The 17991-nt window shown below is 62.3% G+C and carries 18 protein-coding genes; 4 read left to right on the forward strand and 14 right to left on the reverse strand.

The window, feature by feature from the left end; genetic code table 11:
• Positions 1–11 precede the first annotated feature (11 nt).
• The gene (locus LC298_RS16805) at positions 12–662 is read left to right on the forward strand and encodes a DUF1007 family protein (RefSeq protein WP_223385716.1); all 651 of its coding nucleotides are present in this window, start codon (positions 12–14) and stop codon (positions 660–662) included.
• Positions 659–1642: a nickel/cobalt transporter gene (locus LC298_RS16810; RefSeq protein ID WP_199223348.1), complete on the forward strand. Its 984-nt coding sequence runs from the start codon at positions 659–661 to the stop codon at positions 1640–1642. The genes LC298_RS16805 and LC298_RS16810 overlap by 4 nt, the downstream gene beginning before the upstream one ends.
• Positions 1643–1655: 13 nt before the next feature.
• Here the strand turns inward: LC298_RS16810 and denD are convergent, their stop codons facing one another.
• From denD to LC298_RS16830, 4 genes are read right to left on the reverse strand one after another with little or no spacing between them, the layout of a single operon-like run.
• The gene (gene denD / locus LC298_RS16815; RefSeq protein ID WP_131571273.1) at positions 1656–2621 is read right to left on the reverse strand and encodes a D-erythronate dehydrogenase; all 966 of its coding nucleotides are present in this window, start codon (positions 2619–2621) and stop codon (positions 1656–1658) included.
• A gap of 1 nt (position 2622) precedes the next feature.
• A complete protein-coding gene (locus tag LC298_RS16820) occupies positions 2623–2844 on the reverse strand; it encodes a hypothetical protein (protein WP_131571276.1) in 222 nt (73 codons plus the stop codon).
• A complete protein-coding gene (locus tag LC298_RS16825; protein WP_131571280.1) occupies positions 2841–3596 on the reverse strand; it encodes an SDR family oxidoreductase in 756 nt (251 codons plus the stop codon). Before LC298_RS16825 ends, LC298_RS16820 begins: the two co-directional genes overlap by 4 nt.
• A gap of 36 nt (positions 3597–3632) precedes the next feature.
• On the reverse strand, positions 3633–4763 hold the full coding sequence (locus LC298_RS16830; RefSeq protein ID WP_131571283.1) for a GNAT family N-acetyltransferase: 1131 nt from the start codon (positions 4761–4763) through the stop codon (positions 3633–3635).
• A gap of 85 nt (positions 4764–4848) precedes the next feature.
• Here LC298_RS16830 and LC298_RS16835 point away from each other — a divergent pair, with 85 nt between their 5' ends.
• Both LC298_RS16835 and LC298_RS16840 read left to right on the forward strand, forming a co-directional pair.
• Positions 4849–6018 carry a pyridoxal phosphate-dependent aminotransferase gene (locus LC298_RS16835; protein ID WP_131571286.1) on the forward strand — a complete coding sequence of 390 codons (1170 nt, stop codon included), beginning with the start codon at positions 4849–4851 and terminating at the stop codon, positions 6016–6018.
• A 113-nt stretch (positions 6019–6131) separates the two neighbouring features.
• Positions 6132–6806, forward strand: a complete 675-nt coding sequence (locus LC298_RS16840; protein WP_131571289.1) for a TetR/AcrR family transcriptional regulator — start codon at positions 6132–6134, stop codon at positions 6804–6806.
• Between the two features lie 210 nt (positions 6807–7016).
• Here the strand turns inward: LC298_RS16840 and LC298_RS16845 are convergent, their stop codons facing one another.
• The 10 genes from LC298_RS16845 to LC298_RS16890 all read right to left on the reverse strand — a co-directional run bounded on the left by LC298_RS16845 (position 7017) and on the right by LC298_RS16890 (position 17885).
• Complete coding sequence (locus tag LC298_RS16845) at positions 7017–7865, reverse strand: alpha/beta hydrolase (protein ID WP_158284805.1); 849 nt, start codon at positions 7863–7865, stop codon at positions 7017–7019.
• Positions 7866–8018: 153 nt separating this feature from the next.
• On the reverse strand, positions 8019–9644 hold the full coding sequence (locus LC298_RS16850) for a TRAP transporter large permease (protein ID WP_131571295.1): 1626 nt from the start codon (positions 9642–9644) through the stop codon (positions 8019–8021).
• 6 nt (positions 9645–9650) lie between these two features.
• Positions 9651–10346 carry a TRAP transporter small permease gene (locus LC298_RS16855; protein ID WP_223385717.1) on the reverse strand — a complete coding sequence of 232 codons (696 nt, stop codon included), beginning with the start codon at positions 10344–10346 and terminating at the stop codon, positions 9651–9653.
• 104 nt (positions 10347–10450) lie between these two features.
• On the reverse strand, positions 10451–11449 hold the full coding sequence (locus tag LC298_RS16860; RefSeq protein ID WP_131571298.1) for a DctP family TRAP transporter solute-binding subunit: 999 nt from the start codon (positions 11447–11449) through the stop codon (positions 10451–10453).
• Between the two features lie 258 nt (positions 11450–11707).
• Positions 11708–13069 (reverse strand): sigma-54-dependent transcriptional regulator, encoded by a 1362-nt coding sequence (locus LC298_RS16865; protein WP_131571301.1) that lies wholly within the window; start codon positions 13067–13069, stop codon positions 11708–11710.
• Positions 13066–14868, reverse strand: coding sequence for a sensor histidine kinase (locus LC298_RS16870; RefSeq protein ID WP_131571304.1), 1803 nt, complete (start codon positions 14866–14868; stop codon positions 13066–13068). The genes LC298_RS16865 and LC298_RS16870 overlap by 4 nt, the downstream gene beginning before the upstream one ends.
• Positions 14868–15995, reverse strand: a complete 1128-nt coding sequence (gene modC / locus LC298_RS16875; protein ID WP_131571307.1) for a molybdenum ABC transporter ATP-binding protein — start codon at positions 15993–15995, stop codon at positions 14868–14870. Before modC ends, LC298_RS16870 begins: the two co-directional genes overlap by 1 nt.
• Positions 15988–16683, reverse strand: a complete 696-nt coding sequence (gene modB, locus LC298_RS16880; protein ID WP_131571310.1) for a molybdate ABC transporter permease subunit — start codon at positions 16681–16683, stop codon at positions 15988–15990. The genes modC and modB overlap by 8 nt, the downstream gene beginning before the upstream one ends.
• Before the next feature lie 4 nt (positions 16684–16687).
• Positions 16688–17467, reverse strand: a complete 780-nt coding sequence (gene modA, locus LC298_RS16885) for a molybdate ABC transporter substrate-binding protein (protein ID WP_131571313.1) — start codon at positions 17465–17467, stop codon at positions 16688–16690.
• A 55-nt stretch (positions 17468–17522) separates the two neighbouring features.
• Positions 17523–17885 (reverse strand): winged helix-turn-helix domain-containing protein, encoded by a 363-nt coding sequence (locus tag LC298_RS16890; protein ID WP_131571316.1) that lies wholly within the window; start codon positions 17883–17885, stop codon positions 17523–17525.
• Positions 17886–17991 lie beyond the last annotated feature (106 nt).

Here is a 17991-nt window from a genome sequence, read left to right on the forward strand (position 1 = left end):
GGTTTATCAACGTGAGACGATCCGCGATCATTGCCGCGCTTTGCGCATCCGGTGTCCTGTTGCCGCAAGGAGCGGCGCGCGCCCACCCCCATGTGTTTGCGGAAGCGCGGCTGGAGGTCACCATCAAGCCGGACGGAACGGTGGACCGGCTGCGTCACGTGTGGCGTTTTGACGAACTTTTTTCCTCGACGGTGATGCTGGAGTTCGACGCCAACTCCGATCTCCTGCTCGACGACGCGGAGCGGGAGACAGTTGCAGGCGTGGTGACCGGCTCGATCGCCGAATTCGGTTATTTTCAGCGCATCGAGGTGAGCGGCAACGAGGTCGGCGTCGCGCCGGTGGATGATCTCAAGGTCCTGTTCGAGGACGGCCAGATGATCATTTTTTTCACTGCGGTTCCGGCCGAGACGGTCGCGATAGCCGACGAACCCTCCTTCGGCGTGTTCGATCCGACGTTCTACACAGCGATCGAGTTTCTCGACGAAAAGGAGATGGTACTGGAAGGGGCGCCCGCCAATTGCGGGCACGAAATGGTGATTCCCGATCCAGATGAAGCCATCGCGCAGAACCAGGACAAGTTGACCGAGGCGTTCTTCAACGACCCCGGCGGCAATGACATGTCGAAACTTTTCGCCACGCGGATGGACGTCTCGTGCAGTTGACCCGTGCGAAGTCCGCCCGCCTCGGCGCGGTGATTGCGATCCTGTTACTGGGGGTCGCGGCGGCACAGGCACAATCTTCTCTCGGCATAGGGTCCAACGAGGTTTCAGTGCAGCCCTCCGGCGTCTTTGCCGGACTCTTTGCCTGGATCAACGAGATGCAGCGCGGCTTCTATCGAGCCATGACCAATGCCTTGAAAGCGATGCGCGAGGATGGCGGAGCGGCCTGGCTGCTCGTCGGCCTTTCCTTCGCATACGGAATTTTCCACGCCGCCGGACCGGGGCACGGCAAGGCGGTGATCTCATCCTACATGCTGGCCAACGAGATCCTGCTGCGGCGAGGTGTCGTGCTTTCTTTCATTTCGGCGTTTCTTCAGGCGATTTCGGCAATCGTGCTGGTTGGCGCCGCCTATCTGGTGCTGCGCGGGACCGCTGTCTCGATGACGGATGCAACATGGTTCATGGAAGTGGCGAGCTACGCGCTGATCGCGCTGTTCGGAGCGTGGCTACTGCTAACAAAGCTCCGCGTTCCGTCGAAGGCGGGGGCCTTGTCGCCGGTGGCTGCGATGGCAGATAGCGCCGACCACCACCATCACCACGGGGAGGGGGGGAGTTGCGATACATGCGGCCATGCTCACGCGCCTGACCCGAAACATCTTGCCGGACCGCTGCACTGGCGTTCCGCGTGGACAGCGGTCGCCGCAGTCGGCTTGCGGCCGTGTTCCGGCGCGCTGATCGTGCTGACCTTCGCGCTCCTGAACGGCCTCTATGCGGGCGGGGTTCTGTCGGTCTTCGCGATGGCCCTCGGGACCGCTATTACCGTCTCTGCGCTGGCGACACTGGCGGTGACCGCAAAGAATGTGGCGCTGAAAGTCTCCGGCTCCGGCGCCATGTCGGCCCGGGTTCATCGGACGGTCGAAATTGGCGGGGCGGCGCTGGTGCTGCTGCTCGGGCTGCTGCTGCTCGGCGGGGCGCTCGCCTGAGCTTATCCTCCACCTAGCCGCCCAACTCGTCCTCGATATGAGCGCGGATGATTTCGGCAAAATCGGTCTCGGCGACGAAGCCAAGCTTACGTGCACGGGCCGCGTCGAAACGGGTCGGCCAGAAATTGACGATCGCCTCGATGGCTGGATCGCGCTCCTCCCGAATCAAGCGGAAGGTCTCGTCGCCTGCGATTTCTCGCAGGGCCTCGATCTGTCCGGCCACCGAGACCGCCACGCTCGGCAATGTGATGTTGCGGCGCGGTCCGATGGCATCGCCCGCAAGCGCCGCCGCGTGAAGCAGAAAACCGACGGCCGAACGCGGACTTGCATGGGTGTGAACGATATTGCGCGAGACAGGCAGCACTGCCTCCTTGCCGGCGAGCGGTTCGCGGATGATCGAGGAGAAGAAGCCGGATGCCGCAAGGTTCGGCTTTCCGGGCCGCACGCAGATCGTCGGCAGCCGCAATCCGACTCCGTCCATGAAACCGCGGCGGGTGTAGTCGTTCAGCAGAAGCTCCCCGACCAGCTTCTGCGTTCCGTATGACGTCAGTGGCACAGGCGCGAAATCGTCGCCAATCGTCTCGGGAAACGGCGCGCCGAAGACGGCGATGGAGGACGTATAGACCAGGCGCGGAACGTAACCATTCGCTTTCCGAACGGCATCGAAAAGCGCTCGCGTCCCGTCAAGATTTGCCCGGTACCCCTTGTCGAAATCGGTCTCGGCTTCGCCGGATACGACTCCGGCAAGATGGAAAATGACGTCCGGCCTTCCGGCCACCAGCGCCCCGGCTACGCCTTCGGAGGCAAGGTCTCCTGCCAAAACTGTAATGTCGAATGGCGCGTCGGGCGCCTCGAACGCGACGATATCGTGTAAGTGGATGCTGACAATCTGCTCCTTGCGCAGCATCCCGTCGGCGACGAGGCGTGCGGTCAGCTTGCGGCCGATCATGCCGGCCGCGCCCGTGATCAGAATGCGCATGTCAGTCTCTCTTCCGGCGATAGCGGCCGCGCAGCCAAAGCCCCGCGAAAGGCAGAACGAGAACCGCGGCGAGGACGGCTCCGGCGATCCAGCGGTTGTTCCCGCCCAGCATCAGCATCAGCGGCGGGAGAAAATAGACGAGTGCCCCGAACCCGACGAGCAGGAGCGCCGCAGTGACGAGGGTCTTGCGATCGTACCGGCCGTTGTCGTTTGGAGCCGTCACAAGGTCCATCCGCCGTCGATCGGAATGGCGGTGCCCGTGGTGAATGCCGCGCCATCGCTCGCCAGATACACGGCCAGCGCCGCGACCTCCTCCGGACGGCCGACGCGCCCCATCGGCTGGCGCTCGACGAACATCTGCAAGGCCTTGTCCGTTCCACCGACGGATTGACCCAGTTCTTCAACGCGCGCGTGCCATGAGGGGGACTCAACCGTGCCCGGGCAGATCGCGTTGCAGCGGATGTTGCGGCGAATAAAATCCTGGGCGACCGATTTGGTCAGGCCGATGACGGCAGCCTTCGTCGCGCCGTATACATAGCGGTTGGGGGCGCCCTTGATCGACGAGGCGCCCGACGACATGTTGATGATCGAACCTGAGGTGCCGTTCGCCTCCGCGCGGGTGATCATCTCGGGCAGGAACGCCTGGATCGTCCGGTGCATGGATTTGACGTTCAGGTCGAAGGAAAAGTCCCAGGCCTTCTCATCGCATTCGAGCACCGTTCCGTGATGCACGAACCCGGCCACGTTTGCTAGGATGTCGACACCGCCGACCGTACCTGCATAGGCTTTGACCGCATCTGTATCGGTGACGTCGAGCGCAGCCTTGGAGACGTCCAAGCCTTCCAACTTGTCAATGTCCAGATCGGAGGCGTGGACTGTCGCGCCTTCTCTGACGAAGGCCTCGGCGATCGCCCGCCCGATCCCCTGGCCGGCCGCCGTGACGACGGCGACCTTTCCCTCAAGCTGTCCTGCCATTCAGATTCTCCCTCTGCGCGTCCAACCTATCACTCATCAAAGCCGCAGTACCATATGCAAGGCCTTGCGATCCGACAGCACTTCTTCCCTTTCCTCCTCGAAGCCGACACGCCTGTACCAATCCTGAGCCGGGTTCCGCGTATTGGTGACGAGGCGGACCGCAGGCCTTGCGAGCGCGCGGGCGCGTTCGGTGGCCGCCGTCATCATGGCGGCGCCAAGGCCGGTTCCGGCGGCCTCCGGCGCGGTGGCGATCGACTCCAGATAGAGGTCGCCCGGGCGGGGCCGCAGGATCAGCACGCCAACCAGCTTTTCGGAACGGGAGGCGAGCCAGACCTCGCATTGGGCGAAAATGTCCCCATAATCCCATTCCAGTGGCATGGGTTCTCCGCCGATCGCCTCGCGGGTGCGCCGATAGGCCTTTGCCTGGAACTCCTCGACCATGGTCCGGCTATCGGAGCCAGCTCGCACGAGCCGAAGATCGCCGGTTGCGAGCGTGCGGGCCGTCAGGGAGGACAGCGACATCAATTGCCCACCATGCCCATCGAAATTCTCCGGCGCGAGCCAAGTCTCGAAGGCGAGCCTGACTGCTGGCCAATCCTTGTCGATCAAGGAATACCAAGCCGTGTCCCGGTTGCCATAGGGCTTGACCTCGGCCTGCCGGAATATTCCCTCGAACACAAAGCCGAAACGGCGCGCGGCTCGGTGCGACGCTTCGTTGGCGTTGTTGAGCTTCCACTCGTAACGGCGGTAGCCGAGCTCGTCGAAGACACGCCGGGCCATCAGATAATGCGCTTCGGTCGCCGCCCGGCTGCGCGCCATCGGCGCGCCGTGGGCCACCGCGCCAACCTCAACCACGCCATTCTTCTCGTCGATGCGCATGTAGTTCGCCATGCCCATTGGCACGCCGGTTTCCCGGTCGCAGAAAACGCAGGTAACGAAAGCACCGGATTGGTTGCGGGGTTCGAGTTCGCCGGCCAGATCCCGCCACGACGTCATTTTCGGCCAGCCGAAGTGGAACAGATATTCGTTGGTCCGTTCACCGCCGAAGGCTTCCCATAGTGCAAGACAATGGCTTTCGGCGTCGAACGGATGAATGGCGAAATAGCATCCGGACATAGGCGCATTGGTCGGGGTGGGCCGCGGTGTCCATGCCGAAAGATCTTCCATTTCAATGTCCCTCCGCGCGTGCAGATTGCGTTTTTCTAGATGCAATGCGAGAGAGGTTCACGCTTGAAATTGTCCGGGGAACAATATGCTTCAAACGGTTGCCGCCTACGACCGGATGGGCGAGGAGAACGCTTTCGCGGTGCTCGCCCGCGCCACCAGCCTCGCCGCCGAGGGTCGCGACATCATCAATCTCGGCATCGGCCAGCCGGATTTCAAAACGCCGGAACATATCGTCGAGGCCGCGATCAAGGCGCTTCGTGACGGGCATCATGGTTATACGCCCGCCACCGGCATCCTGCCCGCGCGCGAGGCGGTCGTTCGACGGACCTTGGCGACGACTGGCGTCGAAGTCTCGCCGGAAAGCGTCATGATCATGCCGGGCGGCAAGCCGACGATGTATGCAGCGATCACGATGTTCGGCGAGCCGGGCGCGGAGATCCTCTACCCCGATCCGGGCTTTCCGATCTATCGTTCGATGATCGAGTTCACCGGCGCGACACCGGTGCCCGTGCCGATACGAGAGGAGAACGGATTTGCGTTCTCGGCGGAAGAAACGCTGTCGCTCATCACTTCGAAGACCCGGTTGCTGATCCTCAACTCGCCGGCCAACCCGACCGGCGGCGTGACGCCGAAGTCCGAAATCGACGCGCTGGTGAAGGGGCTGGAGGCATTTCCGGACGTGGCGATCATGTCGGACGAGATCTACGACGTCATGACCTATGACGGCGAACGCCATACGTCCCTGCTCACCTATCCGCAATTGCATGACCGGCTGATCATCCTCAACGGCTGGTCGAAGACCTGGGCGATGACGGGATGGCGGCTCGGCTGGTCGATCTGGCCGGACGGGCTGATCGACAAGGTTCGCAAGCTCGCCGTCAATTGCTGGTCCTGCGTGAACGCGCCGGCGCAATATGCCGGGATAGCGGCAATCGACGGTCCGCAGGACGCGGTGGAAACGATGATGGCGGCGTTCGACAGGCGCCGGCACATCGTCGTGGAGCGGATGAACGCGTTGCCCAACGTGAGTTGTGTGACGCCGAAAGGTGCGTTCTATGCGTTTCCGAATGTGAAGGACACTGGATGGAAGGCGAAGAAACTGGCTTCGGCGCTGCTCGAGAAGGCGGGCGTGGCGTTGATCGGCGGGCCTGATTTCGGCGTGCTCGGAGAGGGGTACATAAGACTGTCCTTCGCCAACTCGGCCGAGAATATCGAACGGGCGATCGAGCGGATCGGCGCATTTCTGGAACGTTGAATACGGAAATCCCGGCGGAGGAAGTTGGTCTTTACGGCGTCAAGAATCTCGGATGCTTGAGTACTTTCCACTGAAAAGATAACCTCTTGTGATTCGTCGGGGCGGAGGCAGGCATGGTGGCGGCAAGCAAGGAGGGAAAGCCCTATCATCACGGGGATTTGCGCGCCGCGCTGCTGACAGCGGCCGAGGCCGAACTCATTGAGAAGGGCGTGGATTCCTTCTCGCTTCGCGGGACCGCCAAGCGCGCCGGGGTCAGCCATGCGGCGCCTGCCCATCATTTCCGGGACGCGACTGCCCTTCTTGACGCAGTCGCAGCCGTTGGATTTTCACGGCTGGCAGACACAATGCGGGGGGAGCAGGCGTTGGCTGGTCCCGGCAAGAGCGAGCAGTTCGTCGCCGCAGGGGTGGGCTATGTTCGCTTCGCGATCGACAATCCGGAAATGCTGGAGCTCATGTTCGGCAGATCGCGCACGGACGGCGACCATCCGGATCTCGCGCGGCACGCCGAGGCCGCGTTCTCGGTTCTGGTGAACGCGGTGGGCCACATTCGGGGCAGACACGTGTTCAAGTCGGAGGAGGGCTGGCGCGATGTCGCGGCGTGCTGGTCGATGGTGCACGGCTATGCGCAGCTGGTGATTTCCGGAAGGATGGGGTTCGTGGCGACGCTCGAATTCGACGAACAGCGCGGCGTGATCGAAGATCTGATGCGGCGCGCCCTGCCGGACAGCGCATTCCGTATGAGGGATGATTCGGCGGTTCCGACACAAAGCGGGCGACCTTCTTTTTGAGAAAGATCGCCCGGCTTCTTAAAGACCGCAGAGGGAGGAGCTGTCGGTCTTTTATGCCACCACTGTTTCATGTTGGCACGAATCGCTTAATCAATAGTTAACATCTTCGTTAATACTCGTCAGTCCACATGACCCTTTCCCGGAAGGATTTGCGGCAACTGTGGCGAACTTGCCACAATTCCCGGTACATTATTGAAATTCCAGCCAATATTAGTCGCATGCGGCCGATGAGCCCTGTGAAAGGCTGTTCACAAACCCCCGAATATCCTCAAGCGTGGGCGCCCTGCTTCGCAAGATCGGCGCCAAAGCGCCGACGATCATCAGGTGATTCACGCCCTCGTAGAGCTTCAGATCGACCATGTTTCCGGCGGTTCGCAGGGCCTCCTGCATCTGAACACTTCGAAGAGGCGGCACGGTGTCGTCGTCGGTCCCGTGCAGCAGCAGGGCCGGGGGAAACGACCCCGACGCATGGTTCACCGGCTTTGCCGTTTCGCGGATCTGCTCCGGGAATATGCGCTTGTAGACGTCCTCCGTGAACTTGAAGTCGTAGGGCCCGGCTATACCGATGAAACCCGCCACGAGGTCGCAGATGTTCGCGACGCCCTCCAGAAACCGCGGATCGCCCGCAGCAAGCGCCGCGATGTGCGCGCCGGCGGAGTGTCCCATCAGGAAAAGCGGGCGACTCCCGGCGATTTCCCGCTTGGTGTAGGCGATTGCCGCAGCAACATCCTCAACGAAGGAGGGATAGATAACCTCCGGATGAAGCCGGTAATCCGCGACGACAGTCGCAATGCCGATCCGCGCCAAGGCGCTTCCGAGGAAGGGATAATCCTCCTTCGAGCCGTGCTGCCAGCTGCCGCCATGGATGAAAAGCAGAACAGGCGTGTTCCCGCCGGCGTCGCGAGGACGGTACACGTCAAGCCGCTGGCGGGCCAAGGGTCCATAGGCGATATCCCGCTCAACCTCGTCCGGGCTTCGGGAAAGGGCGTTCAGGATACTGGCGCCGGAGCAGCCCGAGACAGTCACCAGAAGAAAAAACAGGATCAAGATGCGGTACACAGGAGCCTCCAGGCGCTTTCCGGTGCAGTATCTAGTCCGGACCACTTTCGGGACCAGGGGGTTCGCGCCTCCGGCATCCTGTGGAAACGAAGGGAAGAATAGCGAGGGAGGCCGCCAGGGGGCGGCGTCCTTCGCACGTGTCGTGACTCCGGGTCAGCGTGTGATGATTTCCGGGCCCATCAGCGCATAGGGGAGCGCGGTCGACAGGATCGGCACGTAGGTGACGATCACCAGGAAGACGAGAAGCACTGCGACGAATGGCGCCGCCGCCTTCACCACCTGGATCAGGCTCATGCCGGTGATACCGGAGGTGACGAACAGGTTGAGGCCGATCGGCGGGGTGATCATTCCAATCTCCATGTTCACCACCATGATGATGCCGAGGTGAATCGGATCGACGCCGAGTTCCATGGCGATCGGGAACACCACCGGTGCGACGATGAGCAGCAGCCCCGAGGGCTCCATGAACTGGCCGCCGAGCAGAAGCAGCAGATTGACCGCAATCAGGAAGGTGAACCAGGTAAAGCCGGCATCGACCATCACCGAGGTAATCGCCTGAGGTATGCGTTCCGCCGTCAGCACGTGGGCAAAGAGAAGCGCATTCACGATGATGAACATCAGCATGATGATCGTCTTCGACGAGTCTATCATCACCTTGCGCGTATCCTCATGGGCGAAGGCGCCGAACAGGTGCCTGCCCATCAGCCCCAGATTGCGACCCCAGACGGGGAGCCCGGCAGCGACGAAGCGGGGAATGTTCGCCGGGTTCGAAGCGGGATCACGCCAAACCGAGTAGGCAATCAGGACGGCTACCGACAGGGCCAGTCCCGTCCAGGCGCGGCCCGCGGCTGTGACGTTCTCCCAATCGGCGGTGACGAAGAAAGACAGCACTTCCCAGACAAAAAAGAAGGCGACCGCATAGACGGTCGCGGAAAAGCCGATGTGAGCGGGTGTGCCACGCACGTCGTCGGCGCCGAGCCACCGCCGGTCCTTCATCGGACCCATGTCGCGATAGACAAACAGTGCGATGAAGAACGCATAAACCGCGGCCACGGCGGCGGCCTCGGTCGGCGTGAAGACGCCGCCATAGATGCCGCCGATGATGATAATGATCAAGAACAGGCCCCAGCCTGCCTCCTTGCCGCCGTTGAGCAGTTCGTTGACGCCCTTCCATTCCTCGGCGGGCAAATTGCGGCGACGGGCGATGACATAAATGGCGATCATCAGCATGAAACCGGCAAGCAGGCCCGGCAGAACGCCGGCAAGGAACATGCGACCGACCGAAACGTTCGTCGCCGCCGCATAGACGACCATGACGATCGAAGGCGGGATGAGAATGCCGAGCGTGCCGGCATTGGCGATAATGCCGGCCGCGAATTCCTTCGTGTACCCGACCTGGCGCATTCCGGCGATGGCGATGGTGCCGATCGCAACCACAGTCGCCGGCGACGAGCCGGACAGCGCGGCGAACATCATGCAGGCGAGAACGGACGCCATTGCGAGACCGCCGCGAAAATGGCCGACGGACGCGATCGAAAAGCGAATGATGCGCTTCGCCACACCCCCAGTCGACATGAACGCCGATGCAAGGACGAAGAACGGGATCGCCAGCAGGGTGTAGTTCTGTGAGGCGGTGAACAGTTGCAACGCCACCGACGACATCGAGTCGTCAGAGAAAAAGGCGATCACGATGATGGAGGACAGGCCGAGGGCGACCGCGACCGGCACGCCAAGGAACAGAAGGCCGATGACCAGCGCGAACAGGATTCCGGTTTCCATCGTGCGCTAGTCCTTCAGCAGATCTTTGTTTTCGGCCACAAGCTCTTCGGCTTCGTGACCGGCGATGATCAGTTCGCGGTTGCCGCGCCAGATATCGATGAATGCCTGAATGCTGCGATACGCCAGTAGCGCCAGGCCGACGGGCAGCATCAGATAGGCGACCCAGCGCTGCACACGCTCCTGAACACCGAAGGTCTCCTGCATCCAGACCGGATAACGGAGGTCGTCCAGTCCAGTGCCGAGATTGAACATCAGTGTCCAGTACCCGAGTGCTCCGGACTGCCGGTAATTGGTCACGTCCTTGCCCCCGAAAAAGGCGAGCCATCCAGCGTGAAGCAGCATGGCCGCGTAGAGCAGACAGCACAGTGCGCCAAACAGCGCGACGATCCTGAAGAGACTTTTCGGCAACATGCGAATGAGCGCATCGACGCCCAGATGCATTCCCTGTTTGACGCCGTAGGCCATCCCGAAAAGGATCAGCCAGGCAAACAGGATGCGAGTCAGCTCAAGCGCGCCGCCCCAGCCGGAGTTGAAACCGTAGCGGGCGACAACCTGCGAAAACGAAATGATGGTAATGGCCGCGAGCAGGAGAGCGATGAAGCTCTCCTCTAGCGTGTTGACAGCCTCCCTGTTCCATCGCTCGGCGACAAACAGGGCCCCGATCATCCCAACCAGCAGAACGGATGGTAACAGCAATTCCACGCCAAAATCCCCCCGCGGCGACGAAACGCGTCGATCCCCGCCGCTCCCTCGTCAAATCCGCCAGCCGGCGGTGAAACCGCCGGCTGGCACATTCAATATGACCGTTACGAGCCGTTGGAGGCAACAGCGGCGTCGATAAGATCCTTGCCAATGTCGCCCTCGAATTTCTGCCAAACCGGCTTCATCGTGCTGACCCATTCCGCACGCTGCTCGGCTGTCAGTTCGCGAACCGTCGCGCCGGCATCGATGATATTCTGCCGGTTGGCGGCTTCTTTCTCGGCAACCTGCCCGTTGGCCTTCATCGTCACGTCGTCGACGATCGCCAGGAACTGATCGCGCACGGCCGGATCGAGACCGTTGAGCCATTCAGTCGAGGTGACGAGCAGATAGGCGAGCAGCTGGTGATTCGTCTCGGTAATCCCGTCCTGCACCTCGAAGAATTTCTGGGTGTAGATGTTTGACCAGGTGTTTTCCTGTCCGTCGACAACGCCGGTCTGCAAGGCGCCATAGACTTCCTTGAAGGCAAGCTTCTGGGCGGAAGCCCCCATGGCCTCGATCATGGCGACAGCCACATCGGAAGTCTGCACCCGGAATTTCAAGCCGTTTGCGTCGCTTGGCACCTCAAGCGGCTTGTTCGCCGAAAACTGCTTGAGGCCCGAGGACCAGTAGCCGAGGCCGGTGTAGCCGGACGACTCGGTCGCCTTGAGCAGCTCCTTGCCGGCATCGCTCGCAGCGAAAGCGTCAACGGCATCGAGGCTGGAAAACAGGAACGGCAGGTCGAACAGACGATATTTCTTGGTGTATGCCTCGAATTTCGACAGGGACGGGGCCGCAAGCTGCACATCGCCGAGCAGCAAGGCTTCCATTACCTTGTCGTCGTCATAAAGGGTCGAGTTGGCGAACACTTCCATGCAGGCGGTGCCGTTCATTTCCTCGTTGACCCGGTCGGCGAGCATCGTCGCCGCGTCGCCTTTCGGGTGACCGGTCGCAGCCACGACGTGACTGAACTTGATGACCATTTCGCCATCCTCGCACTGCGCCATCGCTTGGGTCGCGGTGAGCGAGATCGCAAGCGCCGATACGGCGCCAAGCAGCATTTTCATGAGTATTGCCTCCACTATCTTGTCTCGTCGGGGGTCGATCCCCGGATCGTCTGGTGACAGGGAACATCCGGGCCGTGCCGATCCCATGGATCGCCGGAACCCCGTCTCCTCCCTCAAAAGGCACGACGGCCCTTCGATGAGTGACGTTAGCATGTGTCGTGCCAGTTCGCATATCAGCGAGATGCAGGGCGAAGACAGGTGCCGGGGCGTTCGGACGTGCAGTGATTGACCCATCTCCAGTCCGCTTTGGGTAGTCAGCTACCCGTCGGCCTCGCCTGCCGAGATGCCGAGCTTGCGCATCTTGTCATAAAGTCCCTTTCGCGAAATCTGGAGCGCCTCGTAAACGTCCTTCAGCCGTCCGCCGGATTTTCTGATCTCAGCCTCGATCACCGTTCTTTCGAATACCGCAATGCGATCTGCGAGGGGACCCTCCAGGGTCCGTGCCCCGGCATCGCCTTCCGGGGAAAACCCGTTCCACAGGCCCAGAACCCAGCGGTCGGCTATGTTTCTCAATTCGCGCACGTTTCCGGGCCATTTGTGGTCCAGAAGCTGGTGTTCGAGCGAGGGCGTGAGGTTGGGCATTTCGCGCCGGTATCGCGCGCGTGCCTGCCGCGCCAGATGAACGAAGAGTAGCGGAATGTCCTCGCGCCGGTCCCGAAGGGGGGGAATGGTCAGCGTGACGACATTGAGCCGGTAGAAGAGATCGGCGCGAAAGCGGCCGGACGCGGATTCCTTGTCCAGATCGGACTTTGTGGCGGCGATGAACCGCACGTCGAGCGGAATTTGCCGGTTCGACCCGAGCCGGACGATCGTGCGGTCCTCGATGGCGCGCAACAGTTTCGCCTGCAGGTCGAGCGGCATGGATTCGATCTCGTCGAGAAAGACGGTGCCACCATCGGCGTGTTGCAGCTTGCCGATACGCTGTTTCTGCGCGCCGGTGAACGCCCCGGCTTCGTGGCCGAAAAGCTCGGATTCGAATATTTCCGGGGGGAGCGCGGCGCAGTTGAGCGCAACGAAATTTCCCGCCGCGCGCGGCGAAAAGTCGTGCAGAGCGCGCGCAACCACCTCCTTGCCCGCACCGGTCTCGCCAAAGATGATCACATCGGCGCCCGTATCGGCGACGACCGTGATTTCCTCGCGCAACGCCTTGATTGCCGGAGACCGGCCGACGATGCGTTCGGCCATGCTACTGCCCGTTTCGAGCTCACTGCGAAGAACCCGGTTTTCCAGCACCAGCCGCCGCTTCTCAAGGGCCCGGCGCGTTACCGCTCCGAGGTCCTGCACGCGAAACGGCTTGGGGATGAAATCGTAGGCGCCCTCGCGCATCGCATCGACGGCGAGGGTTATGTCGCCATGGCCGGTGACGAGGATTACCGGGATCGCCGCGTCGATCTCGAGCACCTTAGCCATGAACTGCATGCCATCCATGCCGGGCATCCGGATGTCGCTGATAACCGCGCCAGCGAAGTCCTGGCTCAGCTTCAGAAGCGCGTCGCCCGGAGACTTGAAGTCTGCGACGGCGAGATCTTCAAGTTCCAGGCCTTGCCGCAGGGCGTGGCGCAGATCATCGTCGTCATCGACCAGAACGATGTCGGGGCGGCTGGACGCTTCGGCACTCATTCCGCTGCCTCCGCGGCAGCCGCCTCTGCTGGAAGCTCAATGACAAAGCGTGCGCCCCCGCCGGGTCCGGGTGTTTCCACCCGGACCGTACCGTTCAGGTCGCGCACGATGTTGTCGACCACGGACAAGCCCAGCCCGAGGCCGGAACCGACAGGCTTGGTCGTGAAGAAGGGCTCGAATATCCGGTCACGGACCGAGGCACCCATGCCGGGACCATTATCCTCGATCGACAGGACGACGCGTCCGCCTTCCATCGCTGCACAGATGCGGATGACGGCCCCGGCGGGCGCAGTTTCATTTTCGCCGCGCAATGCATCGATCGCGTTGCCCACCAGGTTGACCAACACCTGCGAAAGGCGAAGCTTTCCCGAATGCGCGGTTACGCCGGCAGGCACGTCGCTGACGATCGATATTCCAGCCTTTCGCGCGCGCTGACCGATCAGAATCAGGGCGTCGCTCACCACCTCGTCGATTGCGACCGGCTGCAGCTTTGTGCCGGGTTTGCGCGAAAAGGCCAGCAGGGTCCTGGAGAGCGCACTCATCCGGTCGACCATCTGGCCAATTCGCGCCAATACGTCGGGGAGTCCGTCGGTTTTCTCACGCTCGATCATTCGGACGCCATTCGCAGCATATGTTTTGATCGCGGCGAGCGGCTGATTGTACTCGTGGCTCAAGGTGGCCGACATCTGACCGATCACGGCGAGTTTTGCCGCATGGACGAGTTCGTCCTGCGTTTCACGCAACTGGCGCTCGGCTTCGCGGCGAACCTCAACCTCGTTTCGCAGCGCCGCATTGACTGTCGACAGTTCTGCGGTGCGGTCGCGAACCAACCGCTCGAGACGGAGATTCTGGGCTTTCTCCAGCCGGGCTCGGGCGAGGTTCATTTCCCGTCGTCCGATCAGAATGAGAACGCTGACCGTCACGAGAATGATTGCCAGTGCTGTGAGCCAGCCCGCATTGCGGCGCGCCGTCGCGACCGGCTCCGCATGGATCAGCACGTGCATCGTCCAGCCGAGATTCGGGATTGTCCGCGCCGCCTCGATATAACGCACCGTCCGGTCTGCGGGGACCCGCACGAAGTCACCCGCTGCAAAGGAAAGAGGCTCTACATTCGGCGCGCTTGCCGAAGCTTGCCAAGGCTTCCCCAGCCAGTCGAGACGGTTGGAGAGAAACACGAATTCCCGCGTGTCGGTGACGAAAATCGGATTGCTGGATAGCGACCAGTTCGCCTCGATCGCACCGAACGGAACCATGACCGCGATCATTCCGGCATTGGCGCCGTCCGCTCCGGCAACATGTGAGGCAAAGGCGTAAGCGCGCGTGCCATCATCCAACTCCAGCGCGGCCCTGCCAAGACGGCGCTGCATTGTCGCCTCGGGTAATTTCGATCGTTCGATTGTACCGGTGTCGGTGAGCGAACGCGCAGACGCGATGACCTTGCCCGCCGGATCGGCGAGGACGATATCACGCGCACCCGAGGCGGCGGCGATGCCTCTCAGCATCTCGACGACCTCGATTTCGTCCGCCGTAGACGATCCGTCGAGAAAACCGCGGAGGGTCTGGCGGCGGCTGAGAAGGGCCGGAATGAGCCGGTATTTTTCCATCACGCCGGTCAACGCCTCGATCTGCAAGGCGAGGCTTTCCTCAGCCGCCGTACGCAAATCCTCGTAGGCACGCCGGCCGGCCCATTCGCGAGCTAGATAGACCGACACAACGAGACAGATACACGCAGCCACGATCACCGCGCCGAATAATCGCCGGTGGCTGTTGCGCTGCTGTACGCCGCTCATCGTCTTCATCAGGCGCCTTCTACCGGCGGGACACGGGGCTGGACAAGCCGTTGGTCAAACGAAATCGTCTTGATCAGCGCCCAAACCTCCATGCCCTCGGTGAGCGCAAGATCATCGACTGTCTTGCGCGTGACGCGTGCGCGCAGGAACTGCTTCCCTATCCGGCCGCGAATCTCGGCGTATGCGCCTCCCTCCTGACGGATGTAGTCAATTGTCATCGGAAGCTGGTTGCGCATGCTGATGTCCGGCTGGCGGGCGAGCGAGATGGCGACGTCACGCGCGCGAACCCGCAGGCGAAGCGCCTGGCCTGGCCGGGCGCCTTCGGCATTATTGCCGCGCGAGGCCAGAAACAGCGTGTGGGCGCCGACCGACACCAACAGGAGGTCGTAGTGCCGGTCGTAACCGGTGATCTGGCCGTCGAGCAGCACGCTCGCCTCATGACGGCCGAGCGCCGGCCCGAGGTCCAGCCGGGAGAATAGATCGGCGGTTTCGCCATAATCGGCGATCCTGCCGTCCGAGAGGATAACCAGCGTGTCAGCCAACCGCGCGACCTCGTCAATCTCGTGGCTGACATAGAGGAGCGGGATTCCCGTGTCGGCGCGGACCCGCTCGAGATAAGGCATCACGCGATTTCGGCGGGCGTGGTCGAGTGACGAAAGCGGCTCGTCCATCAACAAGATGTCGGGTGACGACAGCAAGGCGCGCGCGATTGCAACCCGTTTTCGCTCCCCACCCGAAAGCGTGCCCGGGCGGCGGTCAAGCAGAGCGCCGAGGCCCAGCATGTCTATGACGTGGCGCGAGGCCGGCTCCGTGAGTGTCTCATTTCTCCTTGCACCATAGAGAATGTTGCCGCGCACCGAGAGATGCGGAAACAACCGGTCATCCTGAAAGACGAAACCTATACGGCGATGGCGCGGGGCAATCCGGATCCCCGCCGCGGTATCGTCCAGAAAGCGGCCGTCAAGCCTTATGCGGGCACGCTCCGGACGGACAAGGCCCGCCACAGTCCGGAGAAGGGTGGATTTTCCGGAGCCGGACTTACCGAAAATGGCGGTGATCCCCCGGTCCGTTTCGAACGCGCCTTCGAGAATGAACGAGCCCGCCCGTGTGCGGAAATCGACGGCAAGCTCACTCATCCCGTGCCTTTCCGTTTGCCGGGAGCCGGGCCGAAATCCATTCCGACAGCAGAACGGAACCCAGGGCCAGCACCACCGAAAAACTGATCAGCCGAAGCGCCGCGGCATCGCCCGAGGGGCTCTGTAGCAGCGAATATATGGCAAGCGACAGGGTGCGCGTCTCGCCCGGAATGTTGGACACAAAGGTGATTGTCGCCCCGAATTCGCCGAGCGCCTTGGCGAAACCCAGAATGCCGCCAGCAAGGATGCCGGGCATTGCCAGCGGGACAACAATAGTGACGAGAATGCGGAGCCGGCCTGCGCCAAGGGTTTCGGCGGCCTCCTCAAGGCCGCGATCGATGGCTTCCAGCGAAAGGCGCATCGGACGCACGAGCAAGGGGAACGCCATGACCCCCGCAGCGAGCGCAGCGCCGGTCCAGCGGAAGGCGAATTCCAGGCCAATTGTATCGCGCAGAAAGGCGCCCGCCGACCCGTTGGCGCCGAACCAGATCAAAAGGATGTATCCGGTGACGACGGGTGGCAGCACCAACGGCAGTGTCGTCACCGCCTGAAGCAGGCCGCGTCCGGGAAAACGCCAGTTAGCGAGCGCGTATGCGGTAAAAAACGCAACGGGTAGAGCGACCGCCATCGCAGCCGCGGCGACCTTCAACGACAGGCCGATGATCGTCAGTTCCTCGGTGGTGAGCATACGGTCACGGTGTTCCGTCAGGGGCCAGAAAGCCGTATTTCGCCAAAATTTCCTGACCCTCCGGTCCGGCCAGCATATCCAGGAACGCGCCGCCCGTTTCGCCGGCGCCGGTCAGCAAGACGGCCTCGTATCTTATTTCCGGGTAGTTTGCATCGTCGAAGCGATAAAGAACGTTCAGGCCGGGTTCCATCCGGGCATCAGTCGCATAGACAATCGCTGTGCTGACATCGCCGCGCTCGGCGAGGGAGAGGGCAAGGCGGACATTCTCGGTGAAAATCGCATTGGATGCGACATCCGTCCAGACGCCGAGTGCCTCCAGTGCTGTTTTCGCGTACATACCGGCCGGAACATGGGCCGGATCGGCCATCGCGAAGCGCGTTGAGAGAAGATCCGCAATCTCGGCCGGGTCGGCCCGTCCCACAACGACGAGTCGATTTCGGGCAAGGACACGCGGCGGCCCAGAAATTCGTTCGGCAGCGTTCGTTTCGAGCCATGTGACCCATTCGGAATTCGCTGACAGGAAAAGCGTGGCGGGCGCGCCCGCCTCGATCTGCCGGGCCAGCACGGAGCTTCCCGCAACGGAGATGGCGACCGGGCATTCGGTTGCCGCGGTGAAGGCTGCGGCTGCCGCCTCAATGACATCGGTAAGGCTGGCGGCGGCGAAGACAAGAAGCGGCCGGTCGCCGCACTTCAGCGTTTCCGACGAGCCTGTTGACGGGCTCAGCAACGCGCCCGTCAACAGAGCCAGCATCGCGACGGCGCGTCGGGCGAAGATCCCAGTCACAGCGGCCTCATCGTTCCGAAATAGTCATTGAAACATATCGGAACCACGAAGTGGGTCAATCGCCGTTGTCGGCGAGCATTCCGCGCAGGGCCTCGATCTCGCCGCCGATAGCGCGGTTCGTTTCCTCGTTCATGCGCCGGTAGGCCGCAAGCACGTATTCGCCCAGCGGGGTCAGCGTCGCACCGCCGCGCGCCCTTCCGCCGCGCACCGCCTCGACGACCGGCTCACGAAAGCAGCGGTTCATGCTTTCGACCAGCAACCACGCGCGCTTATAGCTCATATTCATGCGTCGTCCCGCCCCGGCGATAGACCCGGTTTCGCGAATGCCTTCGAGCAGGTCCGCCTTGCCGGGTCCGATGGCGGTCTCGCCGTCGAGCCGGATGCGTAGATGGATTTGCGGCTTCTCGCGAGTCGTCATGCGAATCCTGGTTCCGGCCTTACCGTCACGGGAGATGCATAACACCGTTTGGCGTCAGCGCCAGAGCACACGCCTCACGCGCATCCGATTGCCCTGGTCTGCCGGA

Source organism: Oricola cellulosilytica (assembly GCF_019966575.1).
In the GTDB taxonomy this organism is placed as follows: Bacteria; Pseudomonadota; Alphaproteobacteria; order Rhizobiales; family Rhizobiaceae; genus Oricola; species Oricola cellulosilytica.

Excerpts from the sequence above, each read along its gene's own strand:
- LC298_RS16865 (WP_131571301.1), bottom strand. The coding sequence starts at position 13,069 with ATGAGTGCCGAAGCGTCCAGCCGCCCCGACATCGTTCTGGTCGATGAC.
- modB (WP_131571310.1), bottom strand. The coding sequence starts at position 16,683 with ATGCTCACCACCGAGGAACTGACGATCATCGGCCTGTCGTTGAAGGTC.
- denD (WP_131571273.1), bottom strand. The coding sequence starts at position 2,621 with ATGCGCATTCTGATCACGGGCGCGGCCGGCATGATCGGCCGCAAGCTG.
- LC298_RS16890 (WP_131571316.1), bottom strand. The coding sequence starts at position 17,885 with ATGACGACTCGCGAGAAGCCGCAAATCCATCTACGCATCCGGCTCGAC.
- LC298_RS16830 (WP_131571283.1), bottom strand. The coding sequence starts at position 4,763 with ATGGAAGATCTTTCGGCATGGACACCGCGGCCCACCCCGACCAATGCG.
- modC (WP_131571307.1), bottom strand. The coding sequence starts at position 15,995 with ATGAGTGAGCTTGCCGTCGATTTCCGCACACGGGCGGGCTCGTTCATT.
- LC298_RS16840 (WP_131571289.1), top strand. The coding sequence starts at position 6,132 with ATGGTGGCGGCAAGCAAGGAGGGAAAGCCCTATCATCACGGGGATTTG.
- LC298_RS16825 (WP_131571280.1), bottom strand. The coding sequence starts at position 3,596 with ATGGCAGGACAGCTTGAGGGAAAGGTCGCCGTCGTCACGGCGGCCGGC.
- LC298_RS16870 (WP_131571304.1), bottom strand. The coding sequence starts at position 14,868 with ATGAAGACGATGAGCGGCGTACAGCAGCGCAACAGCCACCGGCGATTA.
- LC298_RS16850 (WP_131571295.1), bottom strand. The coding sequence starts at position 9,644 with ATGGAAACCGGAATCCTGTTCGCGCTGGTCATCGGCCTTCTGTTCCTT.
- LC298_RS16835 (WP_131571286.1), top strand. The coding sequence starts at position 4,849 with ATGCTTCAAACGGTTGCCGCCTACGACCGGATGGGCGAGGAGAACGCT.
- LC298_RS16860 (WP_131571298.1), bottom strand. The coding sequence starts at position 11,449 with ATGAAAATGCTGCTTGGCGCCGTATCGGCGCTTGCGATCTCGCTCACC.